This is a genomic window from Brevundimonas sp. KH_058 (genome assembly GCF_057838505.1).
Genome location: NZ_CM174469.1, coordinates 266,623 through 287,645, shown reverse-complemented (window position 1 = coordinate 287,645; position 21,023 = coordinate 266,623). Strand labels below are relative to the sequence as shown.

14 protein-coding genes are annotated in these 21,023 nt (G+C 67.2%); 8 read left to right on the top strand and 6 right to left on the bottom strand.

The features are described from left to right. Nucleotides 1-32: 32 nt before the first annotated feature. Both AC3ISA_RS01385 and AC3ISA_RS01380 read right to left on the bottom strand, forming a co-directional pair. Entirely contained in the window at nt 33-1,652 is a 1,620-nt protein-coding gene (locus AC3ISA_RS01385) for an alpha-L-fucosidase (protein WP_489179003.1), read from the bottom strand. Continuing rightward, the gene (locus AC3ISA_RS01380) at nt 1,649-3,904 is read right to left on the bottom strand and encodes a WD40/YVTN/BNR-like repeat-containing protein (protein WP_489179002.1); all 2,256 of its coding nucleotides are present in this window, start codon (nt 3,902-3,904) and stop codon (nt 1,649-1,651) included. Before AC3ISA_RS01380 ends, AC3ISA_RS01385 begins: the two co-directional genes overlap by 4 nt. Nucleotides 3,905-4,205: 301 nt before the next feature. On the opposite strand from AC3ISA_RS01380, the gene AC3ISA_RS01375 reads away from it, so the two are divergent. From AC3ISA_RS01375 to pyk, 7 genes are all read left to right on the top strand, one after another. Next, on the top strand, nt 4,206-6,758 hold the full coding sequence (locus tag AC3ISA_RS01375; RefSeq protein WP_489179001.1) for a glycoside hydrolase family 3 protein: 2,553 nt from the start codon (nt 4,206-4,208) through the stop codon (nt 6,756-6,758). A 27-nt stretch (nt 6,759-6,785) separates the two neighbouring features. Next, nucleotides 6,786-8,090 (top strand): cation:proton antiporter, encoded by a 1,305-nt coding sequence (locus tag AC3ISA_RS01370; protein WP_489179000.1) that lies wholly within the window; start codon nt 6,786-6,788, stop codon nt 8,088-8,090. Nucleotides 8,091-8,191: 101 nt separating this feature from the next. Then, the gene (locus AC3ISA_RS01365; RefSeq protein ID WP_489178999.1) at nt 8,192-10,255 is read left to right on the top strand and encodes a TonB-dependent receptor; all 2,064 of its coding nucleotides are present in this window, start codon (nt 8,192-8,194) and stop codon (nt 10,253-10,255) included. A gap of 164 nt (nt 10,256-10,419) precedes the next feature. Next, the gene (locus AC3ISA_RS01360; protein ID WP_489178998.1) at nt 10,420-11,628 is read left to right on the top strand and encodes an LL-diaminopimelate aminotransferase; all 1,209 of its coding nucleotides are present in this window, start codon (nt 10,420-10,422) and stop codon (nt 11,626-11,628) included. Between the two features lie 3 nt (nt 11,629-11,631). Next, a complete protein-coding gene (locus AC3ISA_RS01355) occupies nt 11,632-12,576 on the top strand; it encodes a DUF808 domain-containing protein (RefSeq protein WP_489178997.1) in 945 nt (314 codons plus the stop codon). Nucleotides 12,577-12,655: 79 nt separating this feature from the next. Continuing rightward, a complete protein-coding gene (locus tag AC3ISA_RS01350) occupies nt 12,656-14,365 on the top strand; it encodes an alkaline phosphatase family protein (protein WP_489178996.1) in 1,710 nt (569 codons plus the stop codon). A gap of 136 nt (nt 14,366-14,501) precedes the next feature. Next, entirely contained in the window at nt 14,502-15,947 is a 1,446-nt protein-coding gene (pyk, locus tag AC3ISA_RS01345) for a pyruvate kinase (RefSeq protein WP_489178995.1), read from the top strand. Here the strand turns inward: pyk and AC3ISA_RS01340 are convergent. From AC3ISA_RS01340 to AC3ISA_RS01330, 3 genes are read right to left on the bottom strand one after another with little or no spacing between them, the layout of a single operon-like run. Beyond that, nucleotides 15,944-16,981, bottom strand: a complete 1,038-nt coding sequence (locus tag AC3ISA_RS01340; protein ID WP_489178994.1) for an oxidoreductase — start codon at nt 16,979-16,981, stop codon at nt 15,944-15,946. The genes pyk and AC3ISA_RS01340 overlap by 4 nt on opposite strands. Nucleotides 16,982-16,988: 7 nt before the next feature. Then, nucleotides 16,989-18,413, bottom strand: a complete 1,425-nt coding sequence (locus AC3ISA_RS01335; RefSeq protein WP_489178993.1) for a helix-turn-helix domain-containing protein — start codon at nt 18,411-18,413, stop codon at nt 16,989-16,991. Continuing rightward, nucleotides 18,406-18,543, bottom strand: a complete 138-nt coding sequence (locus AC3ISA_RS01330; protein ID WP_159850192.1) for a hypothetical protein — start codon at nt 18,541-18,543, stop codon at nt 18,406-18,408. The genes AC3ISA_RS01335 and AC3ISA_RS01330 overlap by 8 nt, the downstream gene beginning before the upstream one ends. Here AC3ISA_RS01330 and AC3ISA_RS01325 point away from each other — a divergent pair. After that, nucleotides 18,542-20,077, top strand: coding sequence for an acyl-CoA carboxylase subunit beta (locus AC3ISA_RS01325; RefSeq protein WP_463433480.1), 1,536 nt, complete (start codon nt 18,542-18,544; stop codon nt 20,075-20,077). The two genes, AC3ISA_RS01330 and AC3ISA_RS01325, sit on opposite strands and share 2 nt — an antisense overlap. 1 nt (nt 20,078) lies before the next feature. Here the strand turns inward: AC3ISA_RS01325 and AC3ISA_RS01320 are convergent, their stop codons facing one another. After that, nucleotides 20,079-20,951, bottom strand: coding sequence for a putative phage abortive infection protein (locus AC3ISA_RS01320; RefSeq protein ID WP_489178992.1), 873 nt, complete (start codon nt 20,949-20,951; stop codon nt 20,079-20,081). Between the last annotated feature and the right edge of the window lie 72 nt (nt 20,952-21,023).

The window sequence follows — 21,023 nt, the reverse complement described above, 5'->3', positions numbered from 1 at the left end:
GGCGTTGTCCCTCCCTTTTCGCCTTGTGAAATTCAGACCAGACCCGCGCCCCTCAGCCGCATGGCGGGCGCCGTGGCCACCGGCCGCTCGGCCGGCAGGTCGATGACCAGGCCATCGGCCGTCTGGCGGAAGGGCAGGGCGCCGCCGCCCAGCAGCTCGACCGCCTCGACGCGGCCCGCCTGCGGGTTCAGCGCCTTCACCACCATCCGTCCGTCCTCGGGCCAATCCAGCGCGAAGGCGTAGAGGACGTCGCCCTTGGTGGTGAAGCGGATGTCCTGGCCGGTCCACGGTCGCGCCGCGCCCTCGCCGTGCATGCCGCCAACGACCGCCGTCGGCCCCTCGCCATAGATACGCCAGGGCCGGGTGTCGAAGATGGCCTCGCCGTTGACCTTCATCCAGGCGGCGATGTCCGTCAGGATCTGGCGCTCGTCGCTGTCGATCGATCCGTCGCCGCGCTGGGGGATGTTCAGCATCAGGTTGCCGTTCTTCGACACCACATCCACCAGCCGCTGCACCACGCTGTGGGCCGGGACATAGGAGTGGCCGGTGAAGCGGGCGCGGTTGTAGTGCCAGTCGCCGATGCAGGTGTCGGTCTGCCACGGCTCGGGCTTCAGACTGTCGGAGAAGCCGCGCTCGACCGTCTCCGTGATCGCCTTGCGCTGCCGGTCGTCCAGCCGCTTGCCGTTCACCACCGGCAGCTCGCCGCGCCAGGCCAGCGAGGCGTTGTAGAACTCCGCCGTCGCCTCCAGCCCATACCGCCCCAGGGGCAGGCCGTAGTTGTCGAAATAGACCATGTCTGGCTTATATTTGGTGATCAGGTCCCGCTGACGCGCCACCCAGGACCGCACGAAGGCCGGGTTGTTGGCGGGCGGCGTCTCGATCCACTGGCCGTCGCGCGCATCGTGCCAGGCGTTCATCTCGGCGATGGAGTTGATCCCGTCCGGCGGGGCGAAGGTCGGGCCGGTGTAGAGTTCCTGCGGGTCCAGCCCGTCCCACCACTTTCCGGCGCCGTCCGCCCTGGTCAGCCGCGCCGCGTCATAGCGCACGCCCTTCAGCGGCCCCTCGGCGTCATAGCCATAGGCCGTCTGCCACCAGTGCCAGGCGTGGGCCGCGTGGTTCGACACGGCGAATCTCAGGCCGCGCGCCCGCACCGCCTTCTCCCAGGTGCCGACGATGTCGCGTTTCGGCCCGACCCGCATCACGTTCCAGTCGTGATGGGCGCTGTCGAACAGGTCCAGATTGTCGTGGTGGTTGGCCATCGACATGATGTAGCGGGCGCCCGCCGCCTGATAGAGGTCCAGCAGACCCTCCGGATCCCACTGGTCGCCCTTGAACTGGTCGATGAACTCCATGAAGCCGAACCGGCTGGGGTGGCCGTAGGTCGCGACGTGGTGGTCGTAGAAGCGGTTGCCCTGGATATACATCTGGCGGCCGTACCAGTCGCCGAACTCCGGCACGCATTGCGGCCCCCAGTGCGACCAGATGCCGAACTTGGCGTCCCGGAACCAGTCGGGGGTCTTGTAGCCCGCCGCCAGGCTGTCCCAGGTCGGCTTGAACGGCCCCGCCGTCGTCGCGCCCGGCGTCGTTGCGCACGCCCCCAGCATCGAGGCTGAGGCGCCCGCGCCCAGAAGTCCGCGTCGCGAAAGGTTCATGCCGGTTCTCCATAGACGACGCCGCGTCCGTCGGTGGCCACATAGACGCGGCCGAAGACGCGGGGATCGCCCGCGATGGCGCGATAGCGGCGCCCATACTCATGCTGGTCGTCATTGACCCTGACCCAGGATCGGCCCCGGTCGTCGGACCGGAAGACGCCTCGGACGTCTCCCCGCGTGCCGATGCCGAAAAGGGCGGGATAGGTCGAGTCGGCGGGCGGCTTGCCGAAGTCCAGCATCTCGATGCTCAGCCCCCCGTCGATCTTTTCGAACCGCTGACCGCCGTCGCGGCTGTTGTAGAGGCCGCTGTGCGACACGAACCACAGATCGCCCTCGTGGTCGGGCGTCGCTTTCAGCGGGAAGGCGACCTCGCGCCAGATAGGCCGGTCCTCGGCGCTGGTCGCGGGCAAGCCGCGCGACGGCACGGCGGCGAAGCTCTCGGCCCCGTCCACGCTGACGTGCCAGGCGCCGGTTCGGAAATCCAAGGCGTAGAACAGCATCGGATCCTTGCGATCCGCCACGGGGCGCAGCAGCATCGGCAGACCGGCGCAGGCCTTCCACGTCGCGCCGCGATCCCGCGACCAGACGACCTGCGGCGTCGCCAGAACGAAGGTTGATCCGTCCGCCGACACCATGATCGGCGCGTCGCGATACAGGTCCATACGCGGATTGTCGGCGACCACCGGCGTCTGGCCCGAGGCCGGTCGGGGACGGCCCAGCGGCTTCCAGCTCAGCCCCGCATCGTCGGACCAGGCCAGGGTCGAACCGTCGTGACCTTGCGAGGCGACGCCCTCGTGCGGCGTGCCGCTGCGCACCACGATGTCGGGGGCGGCGCCCGCATAGTCGATCTGGTTGGTGTTGGCGAAGACCGGGGTGGTGAACTGGCGCTGCGGCGAGCGGTTCAGGTCCTCGTGAGCGAAGCCTGAGATGTCGCCGAACCCGGTCAGCAACTGCGGTCCCTTCGGCGGACTGACCAGGGTGATCACGGCCGTCTGCTCGATCCCCTCGACCCAAGGGGTCCAGTCGGTCGGCTTGTGGTCGTCGGCGACGGACAGGTTGCGCGTCTCATAGACGGTGGCGCCGGTCGCATAGACCAGCCGGTCGCTGTCGAACGGGTCCAGCGCCAGGGCCGCGATCCACCAGCCGAAGTCCGGCTTGTCGTTGCCCCAGTTTAGATAGGGGGTCGCGCTGACGTCGTGGCGCGCCTTTTCCCTCAGGCTGGTCCAGTTGCGGCCGTCGTCGATGCTGCGCCAGATGGTGTCGCCCGGCTGCCAGCGATTCAGGGTCGAGACCATGATCGCGCCCGGCCGCTTGCGATCCAGCGCCACCCCCATGAAGCCGCCGGAAGGGCGGGGCGGGCTGATGTCGCTCCAGGCGCCGGTATTAGTATCCAGCCGCCAGACCGCGCCGTCAGTCACTCCGTTCGGCCCGATGCCGAGGGTGCAGGTGACATAGAGGACGCCCCGGTCGTCCAGCTCGGCCTTGGCCGCCGACAGTTCGGCGCGCGGCTCGCCCTCGACCGGCCGCCAGGTCCGCCCCGCATCGTCCGAGCGATAAAGGGCGTAGTCATGCGGATCGGCGACGCCGACGAAAAGGGTCCGGGACCCCTGGCCCCGCGAACCGCTGCGGGGATCGAAGATGACGAAGCTGAGCCCGCCGTGGGTGCTGCGGTCGGTGGGCGTGCCCAGCCCCTTCAGAGGAAAGGCCTCGACCTTGCCCCAGCTCGCGCCGCCGTCGGTCGAACGCTGCAGCCCATCGTGGCGTGATCCGAAATAGAGGATGCGGTTGTCGTTGGGATCGATGGCCAGCCGCTCGCCCAGGCCGCGCCCGTCCTCGTTGCCGCCCATGCGGAAAGGCACTTCGGTCCGTTGCCACGTCTCGCCCCGGTCGGAGGAGCGCAGCATGGCGCCGGGATCGGCCTTGTGAACACCGACCGCTGCGTGGACGACATCGGCGTCGATGGGATCGGCGGCGATGCTCTCGATGCCGAAATCGCCTGACCGCGGGCTGGAATCCATCAGCGGCGCCCAGCGGCCGGCGGCCGCATCGAACCGATAGGCGCCGCCCATGTCCGAGCGTGCATAGGCCAAGCCGCACTCGACGGGGCTGAAGACGATGCCGGGAATGAAGCCGCCCGCGCCGACCACGACGTTGCGCCAGACATAGGGGGCGGCGTCCTGCGCCTTGACCTTGGAGACGGTCGCCAGTCCGCCGACAGCGAACGCCAGCATACCGGCCGTGCGTCGTGTCACGCCTGTCGTCATCTCGCCGTCTCTCCCTGTATCGGAGACGTTTTCCCGCCCCTTGATGTTAGCGCTAACGTGAGCAGTTGACATGATTGTCATAGGTGCATCAAGTTGCGTCTGTAAAAATCAGGGCGTCGGTCAACGACGTGTCGGGAGCGAACCTCGGGTTCAAACGGATTTCGCCGCTGTCGGCGCGTCGAGCGACGCCTGGATTTTTGCAGACCCTGAGCGAACTTCCGGTGCGACCTGCATGGTCGCGCCGGGTTTTTCGCCGCATAGTTTTCGCCGACAGCCTGACGGACCCGACATGACCCTGCGTATCCCGAACTCGCGCCGCAGCGCTGTTTCCGCCCTCGCCCTGGGCGTCGCGCTCGCGACCGGCGCCTGCGCCGTGGCCACGGCCTCGACCCGTCCTGCGCCGGTTCAGGCCGTCACCGCCCAGGCCTCCATCGTCACCGACGCCACGCGCGCCCATCCTGCCCTGTGGCCGCGCGCCGCATCGCCGGCGGCCATGACCGATGCGGCGACCGAAGCCTTCGTCACGGAGCTGATGAGCCGGATGACGCTGGAGGAGAAGGTCGGTCAGACGATCCAGGCCGACATCGCCTCCATCAAGCCCCAAGACCTTCTGACCTATCCGCTCGGCTCCATCCTGGCGGGCGGCAACTCCTCGCCCGGCGGCGACGAGCGCGCCTCGGCCCAGAAATGGGTCGAACTGGCCCAGGCCTTCCGCGCGGCGGCGGCCCAGCGTCCGGGCGCCAAGGTTCCGTTGATCTACGGCATCGACGCCGTCCACGGTCACAACAACATCGTCGGCGCCACCATCTTCCCGCACAACGTTGGCTTGGGCGCCGCGCGCGACCCCGACCTGATCCGCCGCATCGGCCAGGCGACCGCGCTGGAAGTCGCCGTCACCGGCGCCGACTGGACCTTCGGCCCGACCCTGGCCGTGCCGCAGGACGACCGCTGGGGCCGCGCCTTCGAAGGCTATGCCGAAAACCCGGAAGTGGCCCAGAGCTACGCCGGTCCGATGACCCTGGGCCTGCAAGGCGCGCTGTCGGCCGACCATCCGCTGACCCCCGGCCATATCGCCGGCTCGGCCAAACACTTCCTGGCCGACGGCGGCACCACCGGCGGCAAGGATCAGGGGGACTTCGCCGGGACGGAGCAGGAGCTGATCCGCACCCACCTGTCCGGTTATCCCCAGGCCATCGACGCCGGCATCCTGTCGATCATGGCCAGCTTCTCCAGCTGGAACGGCGTCAAACATTCGGGCAACGAGACCATTCTGACGGACGTGCTACGCGGCCCACTGGGCTTCGACGGCTTCGTGGTGTCCGACTGGAACGCCCACGGTCAGCTGCCGGGCTGCTCCAATGAAAGCTGCGCCCTGGCCTTCAACGCCGGCATCGACATGTTCATGGCGCCCGACAGCTGGAAGCCGCTGTATGAGAGCACCCTGGCCCAGGCCAAGTCGGGCGAGATCCCTATGGCGCGCCTGGACGAGGCCGTGCATCGCATCCTGCGGGCCAAGGTCAAGACCGGCCTGTTCGTCGACGCTCGTCCGGTCGAGGGGCATTTCAATGAGCTGGGCTCGCCCGCGCACCGCGCCTTGGCCCGCGAGGCGGTTCGCAAGTCGCTGGTCCTGTTGAAGAACGACGGCGTCCTCCCGATCCGCGCCGGCGCGCGGGTGCTGGTCGCCGGTCATGCCGACGACATCGGCCAGGCCTCGGGCGGCTGGACCCTGACGTGGCAGGGCACAGGCAACTCGAACGCCGACTTCCCCAACGGCCAGTCGATCTGGGGCGGCATTCAAGAAGCCGTCGCCGCCGGCGGTGGTCAGGCGACCCACAGCGCCGACGGGTCGTTCACGCAAAAGCCCGATGTCGCCATCGTCGTCTTCGGCGAGACGCCCTATGCCGAGTTCCAGGGCGACGTGGACACGCTGGACTTCCTGCCGACCGAACCGCTGGAAACCCTGAAGCGTCTGAAGGCCGCGGGCATTCCGACCGTGTCGGTCTTCCTTTCGGGCCGTCCGATGTGGACCAACCCCGAGATCAACCAGTCCGACGCCTTCGTCGCCGCCTGGCTGCCGGGCACGGAAGGCGCAGGCGTGTCCGACGTTCTGATCGGCGATGCGGCCGGCAAGCCGCGCAACGACTTCACCGGCAAGCTGTCGTTCAGCTGGCCCAAGGACGCCAAGGGCGAACCTCTGAACGTCGGCCAGCCCGGCTATGACCCGCAGTTCGCCTACGGCTATGGCCTGACCTATGCGCGCGGCGCCCGTGTCGGCGCCCTGTCCGAGGACAGCGGCGTGGTGAGCGCGGGCAGCAGCCTGGACCGCTACTTCGTCGACGGCCGGTTCATCGCCCCCTGGTCGCTGATGCTGCGCGACGCGGGCGGCGAGTTCCGCCTGGGGGCCGAGAAGAGCGGCGCCAGCCCGCGCGGCGGCGTGTCCGTGCGCTCCACCGACGGCGCGGGCCAGGAATCGGCGCGCGCCCTGACCTTCTCGCAGGGCGGCGGACAGGCTCTGATCGCGGCTCAGCCGGTCGACCTGATCCGTCAGTCGAACGGCGAGATGGCCATCGCCTTCCGCTACCGCGTCGATGCGCGTGCGCGCGGCCCGGTCTTCCTGACGCTGGGCGCCGGATTGGTGGATATCTCCAGCCTCGTGAACGCCGCGCCCGTCGGCGAATGGCGGACGCTGAAGGTGCGGCTGTCGTGTCTGCGCGACGCCGGCGCAAACCTCGCCGCTGTCGATCAGCCCTGGGGCCTACGCACCGCCGCCGACTTCACCGTCACCGTCGAGGACATCCGCCTGGCCTCCAACGAGGGCGACGCGGTCTGTCCGACGCGCTAGGCATAGGTTGAGCGGGGGGAAAGACGGATGACGAACGCGGAACTGAGCGTGGCCTTCTTCCTGCAGATGGCGATGATCATCGCCGTCTGCCGCATCGTCGGCTGGCTGGCCAAACGCTACCTGGGCCAGCCGCAGGTGGTGGGCGAGATGATCGCCGGTGTGATCCTGGGCCCGTCGCTGTTCGGCCTGCTGGCGCCCGATCTTCAGGCGGCCCTGTTCCCCAAGGATTCGAAGCCGATCCTGTTCGTGGGCGCCCAGCTGGGCGTGGGCCTCTACATGTTCCTGGTCGGGCTGGGCTTCCAGCGTGATCACTTCAAGACAAACGCGAAGAGCGCGGCGGCCGTGTCGCTGGCGGGGATGGCGGCGCCCTTCCTGGTCGCGGTGGCCATCGCGCCCTGGCTGGTCAGCCAAGGGCTGTTCGGCGCGGGCATCCAGACCTGGCAGGCCATGCTGTTCATGGGCGCGGCCATCTCGATCACCGCCTTCCCCATGCTGGCGCGCATCATCCATGAGCGGGGCCTGAGCGGCACGCGGCTGGGCTCGCTGTCGCTGGCGGCCGGGGCCATCGACGACGCCGGCGCCTGGTGCGTCCTGGCCATCGTCCTGGCCAGCTTCGGCGACGGGCCGCCAGTCGCGATCAAGGCCATCGCCGGGGGCGGCGCCTTCGCCATCCTGATGCTGACGGTCGGACCGAAACTGCTGGCGCCGCTGGGCCGCATCGTCGAGCGGGAGAGACGACTTAGCCCCACGGTGCTGGGGATCGTGCTGATCCTGTTCATGCTCAGCGCCTGGGCCATGGACGCGGTCGGCATCCACGCCGTCTTCGGCGGCTTCATCCTGGGCGTCGCCATGCCGCGCGGCCTTCTGAGCCAGGAGGTCAAGCGTCAGCTTGAGCCGTTCGCCGTGCTGGTGCTGCTGCCGATGTTCTTCACCTTCTCGGGTCTGAACACCCAACTGACCATGGTCAACAGCCTGGGCCTGCTGGCGGTGACCGCCGTCATCCTGCTGGGGTCGATCCTGGCCAAGGGCGGGGCCTGCTGGGCCGCCGCGCGCCTGACGGGCCAGGACAACGCCACGGCCCTGGGCATCGGCGCCCTGATGAACGCCCGTGGCCTGATGGAGCTGATCATCATCAACATCGGTCTGCAGCGCGGCATCATCGGTCCGGCCCTGTTCTCGATCCTGGTGCTGATGGCCATCATCACCACCCTGATGGCGTCACCCCTGTTCGAATGGGTCTATGGCAAGAAGGCCCGCGAGCGGGGCGAACTGGGACAGGTCAACGAAGCGGACGCGGCGCCGCCTGCACGTCTACAGCCGAGCCGGCCCTGAGGTTCAGTTCGTCAGTTGAAACTTGGGCGGATCATGTCCGATCGGCTGATATGTTGAACGCCAAGCTTTGACGGAGCCGCGCCAGCCCCTAGTGACGGCGCATGATCCAGGACGCTCCTCCCCCCGTCGTCGCCCCCATCGTCGCCTCTGTCGCCTTGCCCGAGATCGTCGTGACCGCCGCCCGCCTGCCGCCGGCGGCGGCGGATGCGGCGTTTTCGGTGGTGAGGATCGATCAGAAAATCCTGTCGCGATCCGCGCGACTGGACGAGGCGCTGCGGTCTGTGCCGGCCGTCTCGCTGTTTCGACGCACGACCAGCGCGGCGGCCAATCCGACGACGCAAGGCATATCGTTGAGGGCGATCGCGCCGTCGGGGGCGGGGCGGACGCTGGTCCTGCTGGACGGCGTGCCGCTGAACGATCCGTTCGGGGGCTGGGTGATCTGGTCCCAGGCCACGCCGGAATCGCTGGAAAGCCTGGACGTGATCCGGGGGGCGGGGTCGGGACCGTATGGGGCGGGCGCCCTGACCGGCACGATCACGCTGCGCGAACGTGGGCCAGACAGCGAGGGTGTGGGCGGAGTTCTGGATGTCTCGGCGGCCGAACGCGGCGGCCTGCGCGCGGCGGGGTCGGCCTCCACGCGGTTAGGGCCGGTGGCGGTGACGCTGAGCGGACTGCGTGAGGTCAGTGACGGCTATGTGCCCGTGCGAGGATCGGCGGCGGGGGCGGCGGATACGCCCCTGGACCTCGACAGTCGCAGCGCGGCTCTGCGGGTCGATACGGCGCTTGGACAGGCGGACCTGTCGGTGCGGGCGGCGACCTGGGAGGAGGATCGCGGATCGGGCCTGGCCGGAACCCGCGCCAACGCCAGCGGCCACAGCCTCAGCGCCACGGCCGCCCAGGCGCCGACGGCGAATGGCTATGGCTGGCGGCTGCAGGCGTGGCGCATCGACAGCAACCTGGCCAACAGTTCGGCCTCGGTGTCGGCCGACCGGGCGACGACCACGCCGGCCAACGACCAGTACAAGACGCCCGCAACGGGATGGGGGCTGAACGCCGCCCTACGCCGTCGCATGGCGGAGTTCGCGGGTGGCCGGCTGGAGTGGGAAGTGGGCGCCGACGCGCGTTTCAACGATGGCGAGACCAACGAACTGTTCAGCAATCCCACGGGCGCCGGCTTCGCCAGAGGCCGTCGCGCGGGCGGCGAGACGGCGGTGGCGGGCGCCTATATCGACGCGTCCTGGACGGCGGCCGAATGGCTGGTGGCGGGCGGTCTGCGGGTGGATCGGTGGGAGAATACGGGCGGCTTCCGCAACGAATACACGCTGGCGACCGGGGCCGTTCTGCTGAACGAGAACGACCCGGATCGGTCGGGCGAGGTGGTCAGTGCGCGCCTGGCCGTGCGGCGTGATCTGGGCGGCGGCTATGCGGCACGGGCGGCGGCCTATTCCGGCTTCCGGCCGGCGACGCTGAACGAACTGCACCGGCCTTTCCGCGTCGGCAACGACATCACCGAGGCCAACGCCGCCCTGACGCCCGAGACGCTGAAGGGGATCGAGACCGGGCTGGCGTTCGACCGCGACGGCGTGCGCTGGGGCGCGACGGTGTTCTGGAACCAGATCGAGGACGCCATCGTCAATGTGACGATCGGGACCGGGCCTGCCACGTTCCCGCGCGCCGGGTTCGTGCCGGCGGGCGGGGTGCTGCGCCAGCGCCAGAACGCGGGGACCATCGACGCCTGGGGCGTGGAACTGACCGGGGCCGTGGACCTGTCGTCCGCCCTGTCGCTGAACGCCGTCGTGTCCTGGACCGACGCCGAGATCGACGGCGGATCGGCCGCCGCGCAACTGACGGGCCTGCGTCCCGCCCAGGCGCCGGAATGGAGCGCGACCGCCGGTCTGGATTGGCGTGCGACGGATCGACTGACCCTGGCCATGGCGGCGCGTTACGAATCCAGCCGCTTCGACGACGACCTGAACAGCCGCGTTCTGGACGCCGCCGTTACGCTGGACGCACGGGGAGAGTGGGCTCTGAACCCGCGCACGACCCTGTGGGTGGCGGCGGACAATCTGTTCGACACCGATGTCGAGGTGTCGAAAACGGGGACGGGCGTCGCCGGTTATGGTCCGCCGCGAACCGTTAGTGCGGGGTTTCGTCTGAGCTATTGATCGCAACGGGATATGCCTTTTCCGACCGCGTTTTTGCGTGAAGCACAGATTTCGTCCGTTCAGCGGGTGAAAATTACCTTCAACGCTGTTGCGCGGGGCCGCAGGCGCGCTAATCGCTAGAGACGGCCGACCCCCGGCCCAAGACCCCGAACGACGAGCCTGTCATGTCCGAAGAATTCTACCGCATGAAGCGGTTGCCGCCCTATGTCATCGCCGAGACCAATGCGATGCGCGCGGCGGCCCGTGCGGCGGGCGAGGATGTGATCGACCTGGGGATGGGCAACCCCGATCTGCCGCCGCCCCAGCATGTGATCGACAAGCTGATCGAGGTGGCGCGCAAGCCCGACGCTCACGGCTATTCGGCCTCACGGGGCATTCCCGGCCTGCGTCGCGCCCAGGCCAACTACTATGGTCGCCGCTTCGGCGTCGATCTGGACCCCGAGACCGAGGTGATCGTCACCATGGGCTCCAAGGAGGGGCTGGCCAGCCTGGCCACGGCCATCACCGAGCCGGGCGACGTGATCCTGGCGCCCAATCCGTCCTATCCGATCCACACCTTCGGCTTCATCATCGCCGGCGCCGCGATCCGCAGCGTGCCGACCACGCCGGACGAGAAGTATTTCGAGGCGTTGGAGCGGGCCATGGCCTTCACCGTGCCCCGGCCCAAGATCCTGGTGATGAACTATCCGTCGAACCCGACGGCGGAGACGGTGGACCTAGCCTTCTACGAACGCGTCGTGGACTTCGCCAAGTCGAACGACCTGTGGATCATCAGCGACCTGGCCTATTCGGAGCTGTATTACGACGGCAAGCCGACGGTCTCGATCCTGCAGGTGCCGGGGGCCAAGGACGTGGCGATCGAGTTCACCTCGCTGTCCAAGACTTACAGCATGGCGGGCTGGCGCATGGGTTTTGCGGTCGGCAACAAGAAGCTGATCGCGGCGATGACGCGGGTGAAATCCTACCTCGACTACGGCGCCTTCACGCCGATCCAGGCGGCGGCGTGCGCGGCGCTGAACGGGCCGCAGGACATCGTCGAGCAGAACCGCAAGCTCTATCATCGCCGCCGCGACGTGCTGGTCGAGAGCTTCGGCCGCGCGGGATGGGACATTCCCAAACCCGCCGCCTCCATGTTCGCCTGGGCGCCGTTGCCGCCCGCCTTGGCGCATCTGGGCAGCCTTGAGTTCTCCAAACAGTTGCTGACCCACGCCAAGGTCGCGGTGGCGGCCGGCGTCGGTTATGGCGAGAACGGCGAGGGCTTCGTCCGCATCGCCATGGTCGAGAACGAGCAGCGCATCCGCCAGGCTGCCCGCAACATCAAATCCTACCTGAAATCGCAGGGCGTCAATGTGCCGCCCAGCCGGGAAGACTAAGCCATGCCGTCCGGATTGATCGCGCTGCTCGACGATGTCGCGGGCATCGCAAAGCTGGCCGCCGCCTCGCTGGACGACGTGGGCGCGGCGGCGGGCAAGGCGTCGACCAAGGCGGTCGGGGTCGTGGTGGACGATACGGCGGTTACGCCCCGCTATGTTATGGACCTGTCGCCCAGCCGCGAACTGCCGATCATCGGCAAGATCGCCCTGGGGTCGTTCCGCAACAAGCTGATCCTGATCCTGCCCGCGGCCCTGTTGCTGAGCGCCTTCGCGCCGTGGGCGATCACGCCCATACTGATGTGCGGCGGCGTCTACCTATGCTTCGAGGGGGCGGAGAAGCTGCTTGAGGCCTTTGGGCGCAACGCGCAAGAGGACGTGGCTTCGGTCACAGGTGATGCGACGGCGCTGGAGAAAAAGACGGTAGCGGGGGCGGTGCGGACAGACTTGATCTTGTCGGCCGAGATCATGACCATCGCCTTGGCCGATGTGGCGGCCCAGCCGATCCTGACCCAGGCGGCCGTGCTGGCCGTGGTCGGGATCGCCATGACCATCGTCGTCTATGGCGCGGTCGGCCTGATCGTGAAGATGGACGACATCGGCCTGGTGCTGGCGAAACGCCCGAACGGCGGCGTGCGGGCTCTGGGACGGGGGCTGGTCAAGGGCATGCCGGTGGTGATGAGCGCCCTGTCCGCCATCGGCACCGCCGCCATGCTGTGGGTCGGCGGGGGCATTCTGGTGCATGGCTCGCTTAAGCTGGGGCTACAATGGCCGGCCGTGCCGCTGGAACACCTGGCCAATGCGGTTGGCGCGGTTTTCGGGCCTCTGGGCGGGGTGATGAGTTGGCTGACGACCGCCGTGGCCTCGGCCTTGGTGGGATTGATCGTCGGCGGCTTGGTCGTGCTGGTCCTGCATCAGGTCGCAAGGCTGCGGCCGACGGAATCGCACTAGGAGGGAGTGGTTCGGGCTGTCATGCGGATGCAATCCGCGACAGCTAAGGGCCGTTCGCCCCCGTCGTCGGAGTTTTCGCATGTCCCTGTCGCGCATCGCTGCTCTCGCGACCGTCGCTGCTCTTTCGACCGCAGGCGTCGTCACACCGTCTGTGGCGCAGCAGGCTGCAGCTGTTCCGGTCGCCCAGGCATCGACGGCGGCCTTGGCGCCGCCCAAGCTGATCGTGACCATCGTGGTGGATCAGTTCAGCGCCAACCTCTTCAACCAGTATCGCGGTCGATACAGCAGCGGCCTGCGTCGGATGGCCGATCAGGGGCTGGTGTCGATCAACGGCTATCAGACACACGGCCTGACCGAGACCTGCCCCGGCCACTCGACCGTTCTGACAGGCATGCATCCGGTCGAGACGGGCGTTCCCGCCAACGACTGGATCGACGCCAAGACTGGCAAGGAGGTCTATTGCCTGGCCGCGCCGCAGAACCATCTGGCGCACGGTCGCGACGACACCGACAACGGGCCGGTGGGGCCGGATCAACTGCGGGTCACGACCCTGGGCGACTGGCTGAAGGCCGTCAGTCCCGACAGCAAGGTCATGGCCGTGTCGGGCAAGGATCGCGGCGCCATCAACCTGGCGGGCCATCAGGGCCAGGCCTTCTGGTTCACCGACGGATTCGGCCTGACGACCTATGTCGAGCCGGGCCAGACGGCGCAGACCAGGCTGACGCCCGTCGCGGCCTTCAACGCCGACTTCAACGCCTGGGCGGCGGCGACGCCGACAGCCTGGGACTATCAGAACGAAGAGTGCCGGGCGCTGGCCGGCGACTGGACCATTCGCGGACAGATCTTCCATTCGGTGCTGCCGCCGGCGGGGCTGAAGTTCGACACCTCGCCGCTGCTGGACGAGCAGACGCTGAAGGCGGCGGAATATCTGCTGGACAGCCAGAAGCTGGGGCAGGGCGCGACCACCGACATGTTGGGCGTCAGCCTGTCGGCGACGGACCGGATCGGCCATATGTATGGCACCCAAGGGCCGGAGATGTGCGAGCAGATGCACCGGCTGGACGCGGCGATGGGCGCCTTTCTGGACAAGCTGGCCCAGGTTCCGGGCGGGGCGCTGGTGGTGCTGACGGCCGATCACGGTGGGTCGGACTTCGTCGAGCGGCTGCATGAGCAGGGCTATCCCCAGGCGCACCGCGCCGACATGGATGCGATCAAGGGCGTCAATGCCGCGCTGAAGACGCGCTTCAATCTGGACGCCGATCCGCTTCAGTCCGGCGGCAGCGGCCTGATGGTCGCCGACGCCGAGCACAGGTCGCTGCCCGATCCGTTGCGCACACAGGTCGCGGAGGCGGCGGTCGAGATGCTGCGTATCCTGCCGGACGTGGCCTTCGCCGAGACGCGCGACCGGCTGCTGACCGAGCCTCTGCCCGACAGTCGCCACCCGGAGATGATGACGGTGCGCGAACGCATGCGCCTGTCGACCGTGGCCGAGCGTTCGCCCGATATCCAGTTCGCCTGGGCCCAGAACACCACGGCCGGCGGTCGCGTCGGCTCGACCCTGGCCGGTCACGGCACGCCGTGGGAATACGACCGTCGCGTGCCGATCATCTTCTGGTGGCCCGGCGCCCATGGCGAAGAGCGATTCCTGTCCATCCGCACGGTCGATATCGCTCCGACCCTGGCCCATGTCATCGGCGTGCCGGCCCCCCAGGTCGAGGGCCGTTGCATGGACCTGAACGGGTTCGCGGTGGCGGCCTGTTCGACAACGGTCGAGGCCTTGGCCCGATAAACTCCTGTTTCGGGGTCGTAAACTCGTGTTTCCCGGCGGGGCTGCGGCCTTACGTGGAAAAGGTTTCGTTGGCAGAAGGGTGCAAAGCGCCCAAGCCGTCCATACGGATGGCGATCAGAGCCAACAGGAAACGTCCATGAACAGAGCCCGCCGCGCCCGCATCGTCGCGACCCTGGGGCCCGCAAGCCGTGCGCCCGGCATGGTCAAGGCCCTGGCCCAGGCCGGGGTGGACGTGTTCCGCCTGAACTTCAGCCACGGTTCGCATGAGGATCACGCCGCCGCCCTGAAGGCCGTGCGTGGCGCCGAGGCGGCCTTGCAGCGCCCGCTGGGCGTGCTGGCCGACCTGCAGGGGCCCAAGCTGCGGCTCGGTCGGTTCAAGGACGTCGAGATCTCGGTCAAGCCGGGCCACACCATGCGTTTCGACCTGGACCCGACGCCCGGCGACGAGACGCGGGTGCAGATGCCGCACCCGGAAATCTTCAAGGCCCTGCGCAAGGGCATGCTGCTGCTGCTGGACGACGGTCGGGTGCGGCTACGTGTCGGCGAACGCGCCGACGAGTGGGCGGATGTAACCGTCGAGAGCGGCTCGAAACTGTCGGACCGCAAGGGCGTCGCGGTGCCGGAAGCGGTCATCCCCGTCTCGGCCCTGACGCCCAAAGACCGCGAGGACTTGGCCTTCGCCCTGCGGATGGGCGTGGATTGGGTCGCGCTCAGCTTCGTGCAGAAGCCCGAGGACATGGCCGAGCTGAAGCGGATCGTGAACGGTCAGGCGGCCTGTCTGGCCAAGATCGAGAAGCCGGCGGCCCTGGCCGATCTGGAGGCCATTCTGGACTACTGCGACGGCGTCATGGTGGCGCGCGGCGACCTGGGCGTCGAACTGGACCCCGAGGACGTGCCGGTGGCGCAAAAGCAGATCGTGCGCGCGGCCCGCAATCGCGGCGTGCCGGTGATCGTGGCGACACAGATGCTGGAATCCATGACCAGCGCGCCGGCCCCCACGCGCGCTGAGGCGACCGATGTGGCCAACGCCGTGTATGAAGGCGCCGACGCGCTGATGCTGTCGGCCGAGACGGCGTCGGGCGACTATCCGCTGGAATCCGTCAGCATGATGAGCCGGATCATCGAGCGGGTCGAACGCGATCCGATGTGGCCCAGCCTGATGCGGGCCGAGCACGCCGGCATGGACGAGCATGACGTGGACGCCCTAGTCGGAGCCGCAGCCATGGCGGCGAACGCGCCGTCGACCGGCTGTATGGTGGTGTTCACGACCCTGGGCGGGACGGCGCGGCGCATGGCGCGCGAGCGGCCGCTGAAACCCATCCTGGCGCTGACGCCCAATCCCAACACCGCACGTCGCCTGGCCCTGGTCTGGGGGCTGGAGCCGCGTCTGGGCGATCAGCCGGACTCGCTGGAGGCCGTCACCGACGATGCCGTGAACAGCGCGGTCAAATACGGCCTGGCCGAGCCGGGCCAGCGCATCCTGATCCTGGCCGGCACGCCGTTCGGCGCACCGGGCGCGGCCAACCTGCTGCGACTGGCCCATGCGCCGGCGGCGGCGCCCAAGGCTCGCAAGAAAAGCTAGAGGGCGATCTCGCGACGCTCGGCCGCGCTGCGTCGGCCGGCGTCGATGATCCGCATGACCGTCAGGGCCTGATCCGCCGTCACCGGCGGCGAACCCTTGCCCAGGATCGCATCGCGCATGGCGGCGTAGAAGGCGGGGTAGTCGCCGCGTTCGGGTTTCGGCGTCGTGCGGGTCGTTTCGTCACCGACCTGTTTGGTCAGGACGCCGGGCGACGGATCCACGCCCCAGTCGGCGTCGCCGGGGCGCAGGCCGGCCTTAGACTGGCCCTCCTGGGCGTCCAGGCCGTGCTTGATGAAACTGCCGCCCGTGCCGTGGACGACGTAGCGCAAGCTGGATTCGGCGGCGAGGTGGCTCATGTTCAGGATGACCCGCAGCCGGTCGTAGCGCAGCAGGACGTGGGCGTAGTCGATGGCCGTCGCGCCCTGACGCTGGGCCTGGAGGTCGGCGTAGACGCCCAATGGCATGCCGAACAGTTGCACCGCCTGGTCGATCAGGTGCGGCCCCAGGTCGGCCCAGACGCCGCCGTCGCGCTTGTCTTTCCAGCGGTCGGTGACGGTTGGGCGGAAGCGGTCGTAGTGGCTTTCGAACACCGCGATCTCGCCCAGCTCGCCTTCTGCGATCAGACGGCGCAGGGTCAGGAAGTCGGCGTCCCAGCGGCGGTTCTGGAAGACGCTGAACACGCCCGGCGCCTGGGCCGCGACAGCGGCGACGGCTTCAGCGTCGGCCAGAGTGGCGGCAAAGGGCTTGTCCACCACCACCGATTTGCCGGCCTTCAGCGCGGTGATCGACTGTTCGGCGTGCAGGGCGTCCGGCGTGGCGACGACGATCAGGCGGATGTCCTCGCGCACCAGGGCCGCGTCCAGATCGGGCAGGATTTCCACGTCGGGCAGGTCGGCATGCACCGCCTCGGGCCGCGACGAGACGACGGCGGTCAGGGTCAGGCCGGGCGTAGCGGCGATGAGCGGCGCGTGGAAGGTCTGGCCGGCCAGGCCATAGCCGACGACGGCGACGACGATGGGATCTTGTAAGGTCATGCCCCGATCAATAGCTGTCCGGGCGCGGGCCATCCAGCACATAGGGCACCACGCCGCGCTCGTTCTCGGGCACATGCAGGGCGCGGTCGATGGGCGGGAAGGCGCGCTGGGTGCAGTCGGTGCGCTCGCAGATGCGGCAACTGACGCCGATCCGCGTCGCCGGGCCGTTCAGATCCAGGCCGGCGGCATAGACCAGGGCGCCGGCGTGTTCGACCTCGCATCCCAGAGACAGGGCATAGCGGCGGTCGTTGGCCAGATAGGAACCGCTGGGCTTGGACACTGAACGTGCAATGGAGATGTAGCGCGAGCCGTCCGGCATCTCGGCCAGCTGCACCCCGATCCGATCGGGCGCGGCGAAGGCCTCGTGGACGTTCCACAGGGGGCAGGCGCCGCCGAACCGGGCGAACTGGAAGCGGGTGGCGCTGTGGCGTTTGGTTATGTTGCCGGCCATGTCCACGCGGGCGAAATAGAAGGGTACGCCGCGCCAGCCGGGCCGTTGCAGGGTCGAGAGCCGGTGGCAGACCTGTTCGAAGCTGACCTGGAACCGGGTGCGCAGCCGGTCGATGTCGTGCTTTTCCTCCCGCGCCGCCTCCAGGAAGGCGCGGTAAGGCAACATCAGCGCGCCCGCCGCATAGTTGGCCAGACCGACACGGGCCACGTCGCGCGCCGCCTGGGTGCGGAAGGCGGCCTGATCCAGTTCGGCCTCGATCAGGTCGCGGAAGGACAGCAGGGCCAACTGGTGCGCCAACTGGAACGAGCGGGTCGCGCCGGGCTGCCAGGCGTCCAGGGTCAGCACCCGACTGGCGGTGTCGTAGCGGCGCAGCGCCTCCTGTCCCGCGACATTGACCACGCGTACGCCGTGCAGATCGGCCAGCACCGTCTCCAGCGCCCGCTCGATCTGACCGTCCTTAGCCAGGGTCGCAGCCAGCGCCTCGGCCGCCGTGTCCAGGGCGTCGATATAGTTGTCGCGATAGTGGAAGAAGTCGCGCACCTCTTCATAGGGCAGCAGGGCGACGCTGGCGCCCCGTTCGTCGCGACCCAGGGTATCGTCCAGTGCCTTCACCCGCTCGTCCAGGCGGCGGAAGGTCTGGTGCAGGGCCAGGAACTGGCGGGCCAGGCGAGGCGTGTTGGCGACCGCCTGTTTCAGCTCGGCGGCGGTCGGCGGCTCGGCTTGCCCTGCGATGTCGGTGGTGGCCTCGCGCAGGTCGGCGATCAGGCGGGCGTCGCCCTCCAGGTCGAACAGGCTGGCGTCCACGTGAAAGGCGCGGGTCAGGGCGATCAGGACGCGGGCTGTCGCCGGCCTCTGGTTGGTCTCGATCTGCGACAGATAGGACGGCGACAGGCCAAGCCGCTCGGCGCAGGCCTCCAGCGTCCAGCCACGCGCCTCGCGCAGCTTGCGCAATTTGGCGCCCAAGAAAAGCTTCTCAGCCATTCGCAACTTTGCAGATCATATCGCCATCCTTTGCAAGCCCGCGCAGTTCCACACTTTTTGCAAAGTTGCGTTTGCCTATTTGCGATGAAGGCGCCACGCCTTGCGCGAACGAGAGGCGAAGATCCATCATGACTCAAGCCATCCTTGAAGAACTGGAGCGCCGTCGCGCCGCCGCCAAACTGGGCGGTGGGGAAAAGCGTATCGCCGCCCAGCACGCCAAGGGCAAGCTGACGGCGCGCGAACGCATCGACGTGCTGCTGGATGAGGGCTCCTTCGAGGAGACCGACATGTTCGTCGAACACCGCAGTCATGACTTCGGGATGCAGGACCAGCGCATTCCCGGCGACGGCGTGGTGACGGGGCGCGGCACCATCGGCGGGCGGCTGGTCTATGTCTTCTCCAAGGATTTCACTGTGTTCGGCGGGTCGCTGTCGGGCGCCCATGCGGCCAAGATCGTCAAGCTGCAGAAGATGGCCCTGACGACCGGCGCGCCGATCATCGGCCTGTTCGACGCCGGTGGCGCGCGCATCCAGGAGGGGGTGGAGAGCCTGGCCGGATACGCCGACATCTTCCTGCAGAACACCCTGGCCAGCGGCGTCATCCCTCAGATCAGCGTGATCATGGGGCCGTGCGCGGGGGGCGACGTCTATTCGCCGGCCATCACAGACTTCATCTTCATGGTGAAGGACACGAGCTATATGTACGTGACCGGCCCCGACGTGGTGAAGACGGTCACCAACGAGGTGGTGAGCCACGAGGATTTGGGCGGCGCCCGCGTCCATGCCGGCAAGTCGGGGGTGGCGGACGGGGCGTTCGAGAACGACCTGGAGGCCCTGTCGGAGGTGCGCCGCCTGATCGGCTTCCTGCCTCTGTCGAACCGCGAAAAGCCGCCGGTGCGCGAGAGTTATGACGAGCCGGAGCGGGACGAGCCGTCGCTGGACACATTGATCCCGGCCAACCCGAACCAGCCCTATGACATGAAGGAGCTGATCCTGAAGGTGGTCGACGAGGCCGACTTCTTCGAGATTGGCGCCGACTTCGCCAGGAACATCATCTGCGGCTTCGGCCGGCTGGACGGCCAGACGGTCGGCATCGTCGCCAACCAGCCCCAGGTGCTGGCGGGCGTGCTGGACATCGATTCAAGCCGCAAGGCCGCGCGGTTCGTGCGCTTCTGCGACGCCTTCGATATTGCGCTGGTGACCCTGGTGGACGTTCCGGGCTTCATGCCGGGGACGAAACAGGAATACGGCGCCCTGATCAAACACGGGGCGAAGCTGCTGTTCGCCTATGCCGAGGCGACCGTGCCGAAACTGACCCTGATCACGCGCAAGGCCTATGGCGGCGCCTATGACGTGATGAGCTCCAAACACCTGCGCGGCGACGTCAACTACGCCTGGCCCACCGCCGAGATCGCGGTCATGGGCGCCAAGGGGGCGGTGGAGATCATCTTCCGCAAGGAGGCCGGCGACCCGGCGGCCCTGGCGGCGCGGGAGGCGGAGTACAAGGATCGGTTCGCCAATCCGTTCGTGGCGGCGGGGCTGGGATACATCGACGACGTCATCATGCCGCATGGGACAAGGCGCCGGCTGGTGAAGGCGCTGCGGACGCTGAAGAACAAGGTCCAGGAGAACCCCTGGAAGAAGCACGACAATATTCCGCTATAGGTTATCGGCTGACAGTTACAAAGAAGCTGAAAATTCTTACCCGTCTATACCAAGGCCTTTTTCCGTTTTTGGATTCCCACTCGAATCGAATCTGAGGAAATCTCTCTTTCAAGGAGAAATTAGAATCAAAAGAGAAGAATAGCTTGGGGATATTTGTGAATGGCTTGTATCTAGTGACCAAACCATCGACTTCCCATGTTCGCCCTAAATGAGAGATAATGTTTAACGCTAAAACTGCCTGTTCGTAGTTAGAAAGTTTAGCCCGAACTATCTTGCCGAGTTGTTTTTTCTGATTTTTTGGCAATCCAGATCTGTCTATTGTCGAGTACATGGCGAACAAATTTCGCATGTAGTGAGATATGGAAAGCTGATAGCCCTTAAACTGATCCGATCGGTTCGGAAGGTTTCGTTGTGTTGATACTGCGTCATGAACGAGTTTAACGCTATTTTTGTCGAACCGATCTAGCGCATCTCGTGCTTGTGAGGTGGGTCCGTAATAAGCAATTGTGTATGCAATATCTACTCGATCATCAATCGACCATGATTTCATGTCAGGATTTACTGAGTGAGTTATTCCATATATCTCGTAAAACTCACTAAGAAGTCTAGCTGGTGGGCCTTCTTTGGAAAGGTAACTTTTGGCGCTTTGGGAGACTATTTGATCGTGCGTTTTGAGCATCTCAGAAAGTACCGCGATGGTGCTATTACGTTTGTCCGTGCGGCTACTACTTCTCCATGTCAGAAGCAGCGCGACAAAGGCGAAAGCGGAAATAACCGTTCCCCAAAAGCCACCGACATAATCACCAAGTTGACCAAGTTCGGTCCAGTTCTCTGCGGCTGGCCATGGAATTCCTTGGATATGCATTCCGTTCATGTGCCTCTTCCCCCTCATCTGGCGAGACAGATAGCTCGCGCCAAGATTGCACGTTTGGTTCACCCCTATAGC

Excerpts from the sequence above, each read along its gene's own strand:
- AC3ISA_RS01385 (WP_489179003.1), bottom strand. The coding sequence starts at position 1,652 with ATGAACCTTTCGCGACGCGGACTTCTGGGCGCGGGCGCCTCAGCCTCG.
- AC3ISA_RS01375 (WP_489179001.1), top strand. The coding sequence starts at position 4,206 with ATGACCCTGCGTATCCCGAACTCGCGCCGCAGCGCTGTTTCCGCCCTC.
- AC3ISA_RS01370 (WP_489179000.1), top strand. The coding sequence starts at position 6,786 with ATGACGAACGCGGAACTGAGCGTGGCCTTCTTCCTGCAGATGGCGATG.
- AC3ISA_RS01365 (WP_489178999.1), top strand. The coding sequence starts at position 8,192 with ATGATCCAGGACGCTCCTCCCCCCGTCGTCGCCCCCATCGTCGCCTCT.
- AC3ISA_RS01360 (WP_489178998.1), top strand. The coding sequence starts at position 10,420 with ATGTCCGAAGAATTCTACCGCATGAAGCGGTTGCCGCCCTATGTCATC.
- AC3ISA_RS01355 (WP_489178997.1), top strand. The coding sequence starts at position 11,632 with ATGCCGTCCGGATTGATCGCGCTGCTCGACGATGTCGCGGGCATCGCA.
- AC3ISA_RS01350 (WP_489178996.1), top strand. The coding sequence starts at position 12,656 with ATGTCCCTGTCGCGCATCGCTGCTCTCGCGACCGTCGCTGCTCTTTCG.
- pyk (WP_489178995.1), top strand. The coding sequence starts at position 14,502 with ATGAACAGAGCCCGCCGCGCCCGCATCGTCGCGACCCTGGGGCCCGCA.
- AC3ISA_RS01340 (WP_489178994.1), bottom strand. The coding sequence starts at position 16,981 with ATGACCTTACAAGATCCCATCGTCGTCGCCGTCGTCGGCTATGGCCTG.
- AC3ISA_RS01335 (WP_489178993.1), bottom strand. The coding sequence starts at position 18,413 with ATGGCTGAGAAGCTTTTCTTGGGCGCCAAATTGCGCAAGCTGCGCGAG.
- AC3ISA_RS01325 (WP_463433480.1), top strand. The coding sequence starts at position 18,542 with ATGACTCAAGCCATCCTTGAAGAACTGGAGCGCCGTCGCGCCGCCGCC.
- AC3ISA_RS01330 (WP_159850192.1), bottom strand. The coding sequence starts at position 18,543 with ATGATGGATCTTCGCCTCTCGTTCGCGCAAGGCGTGGCGCCTTCATCG.
- AC3ISA_RS01320 (WP_489178992.1), bottom strand. The coding sequence starts at position 20,951 with ATGAACGGAATGCATATCCAAGGAATTCCATGGCCAGCCGCAGAGAAC.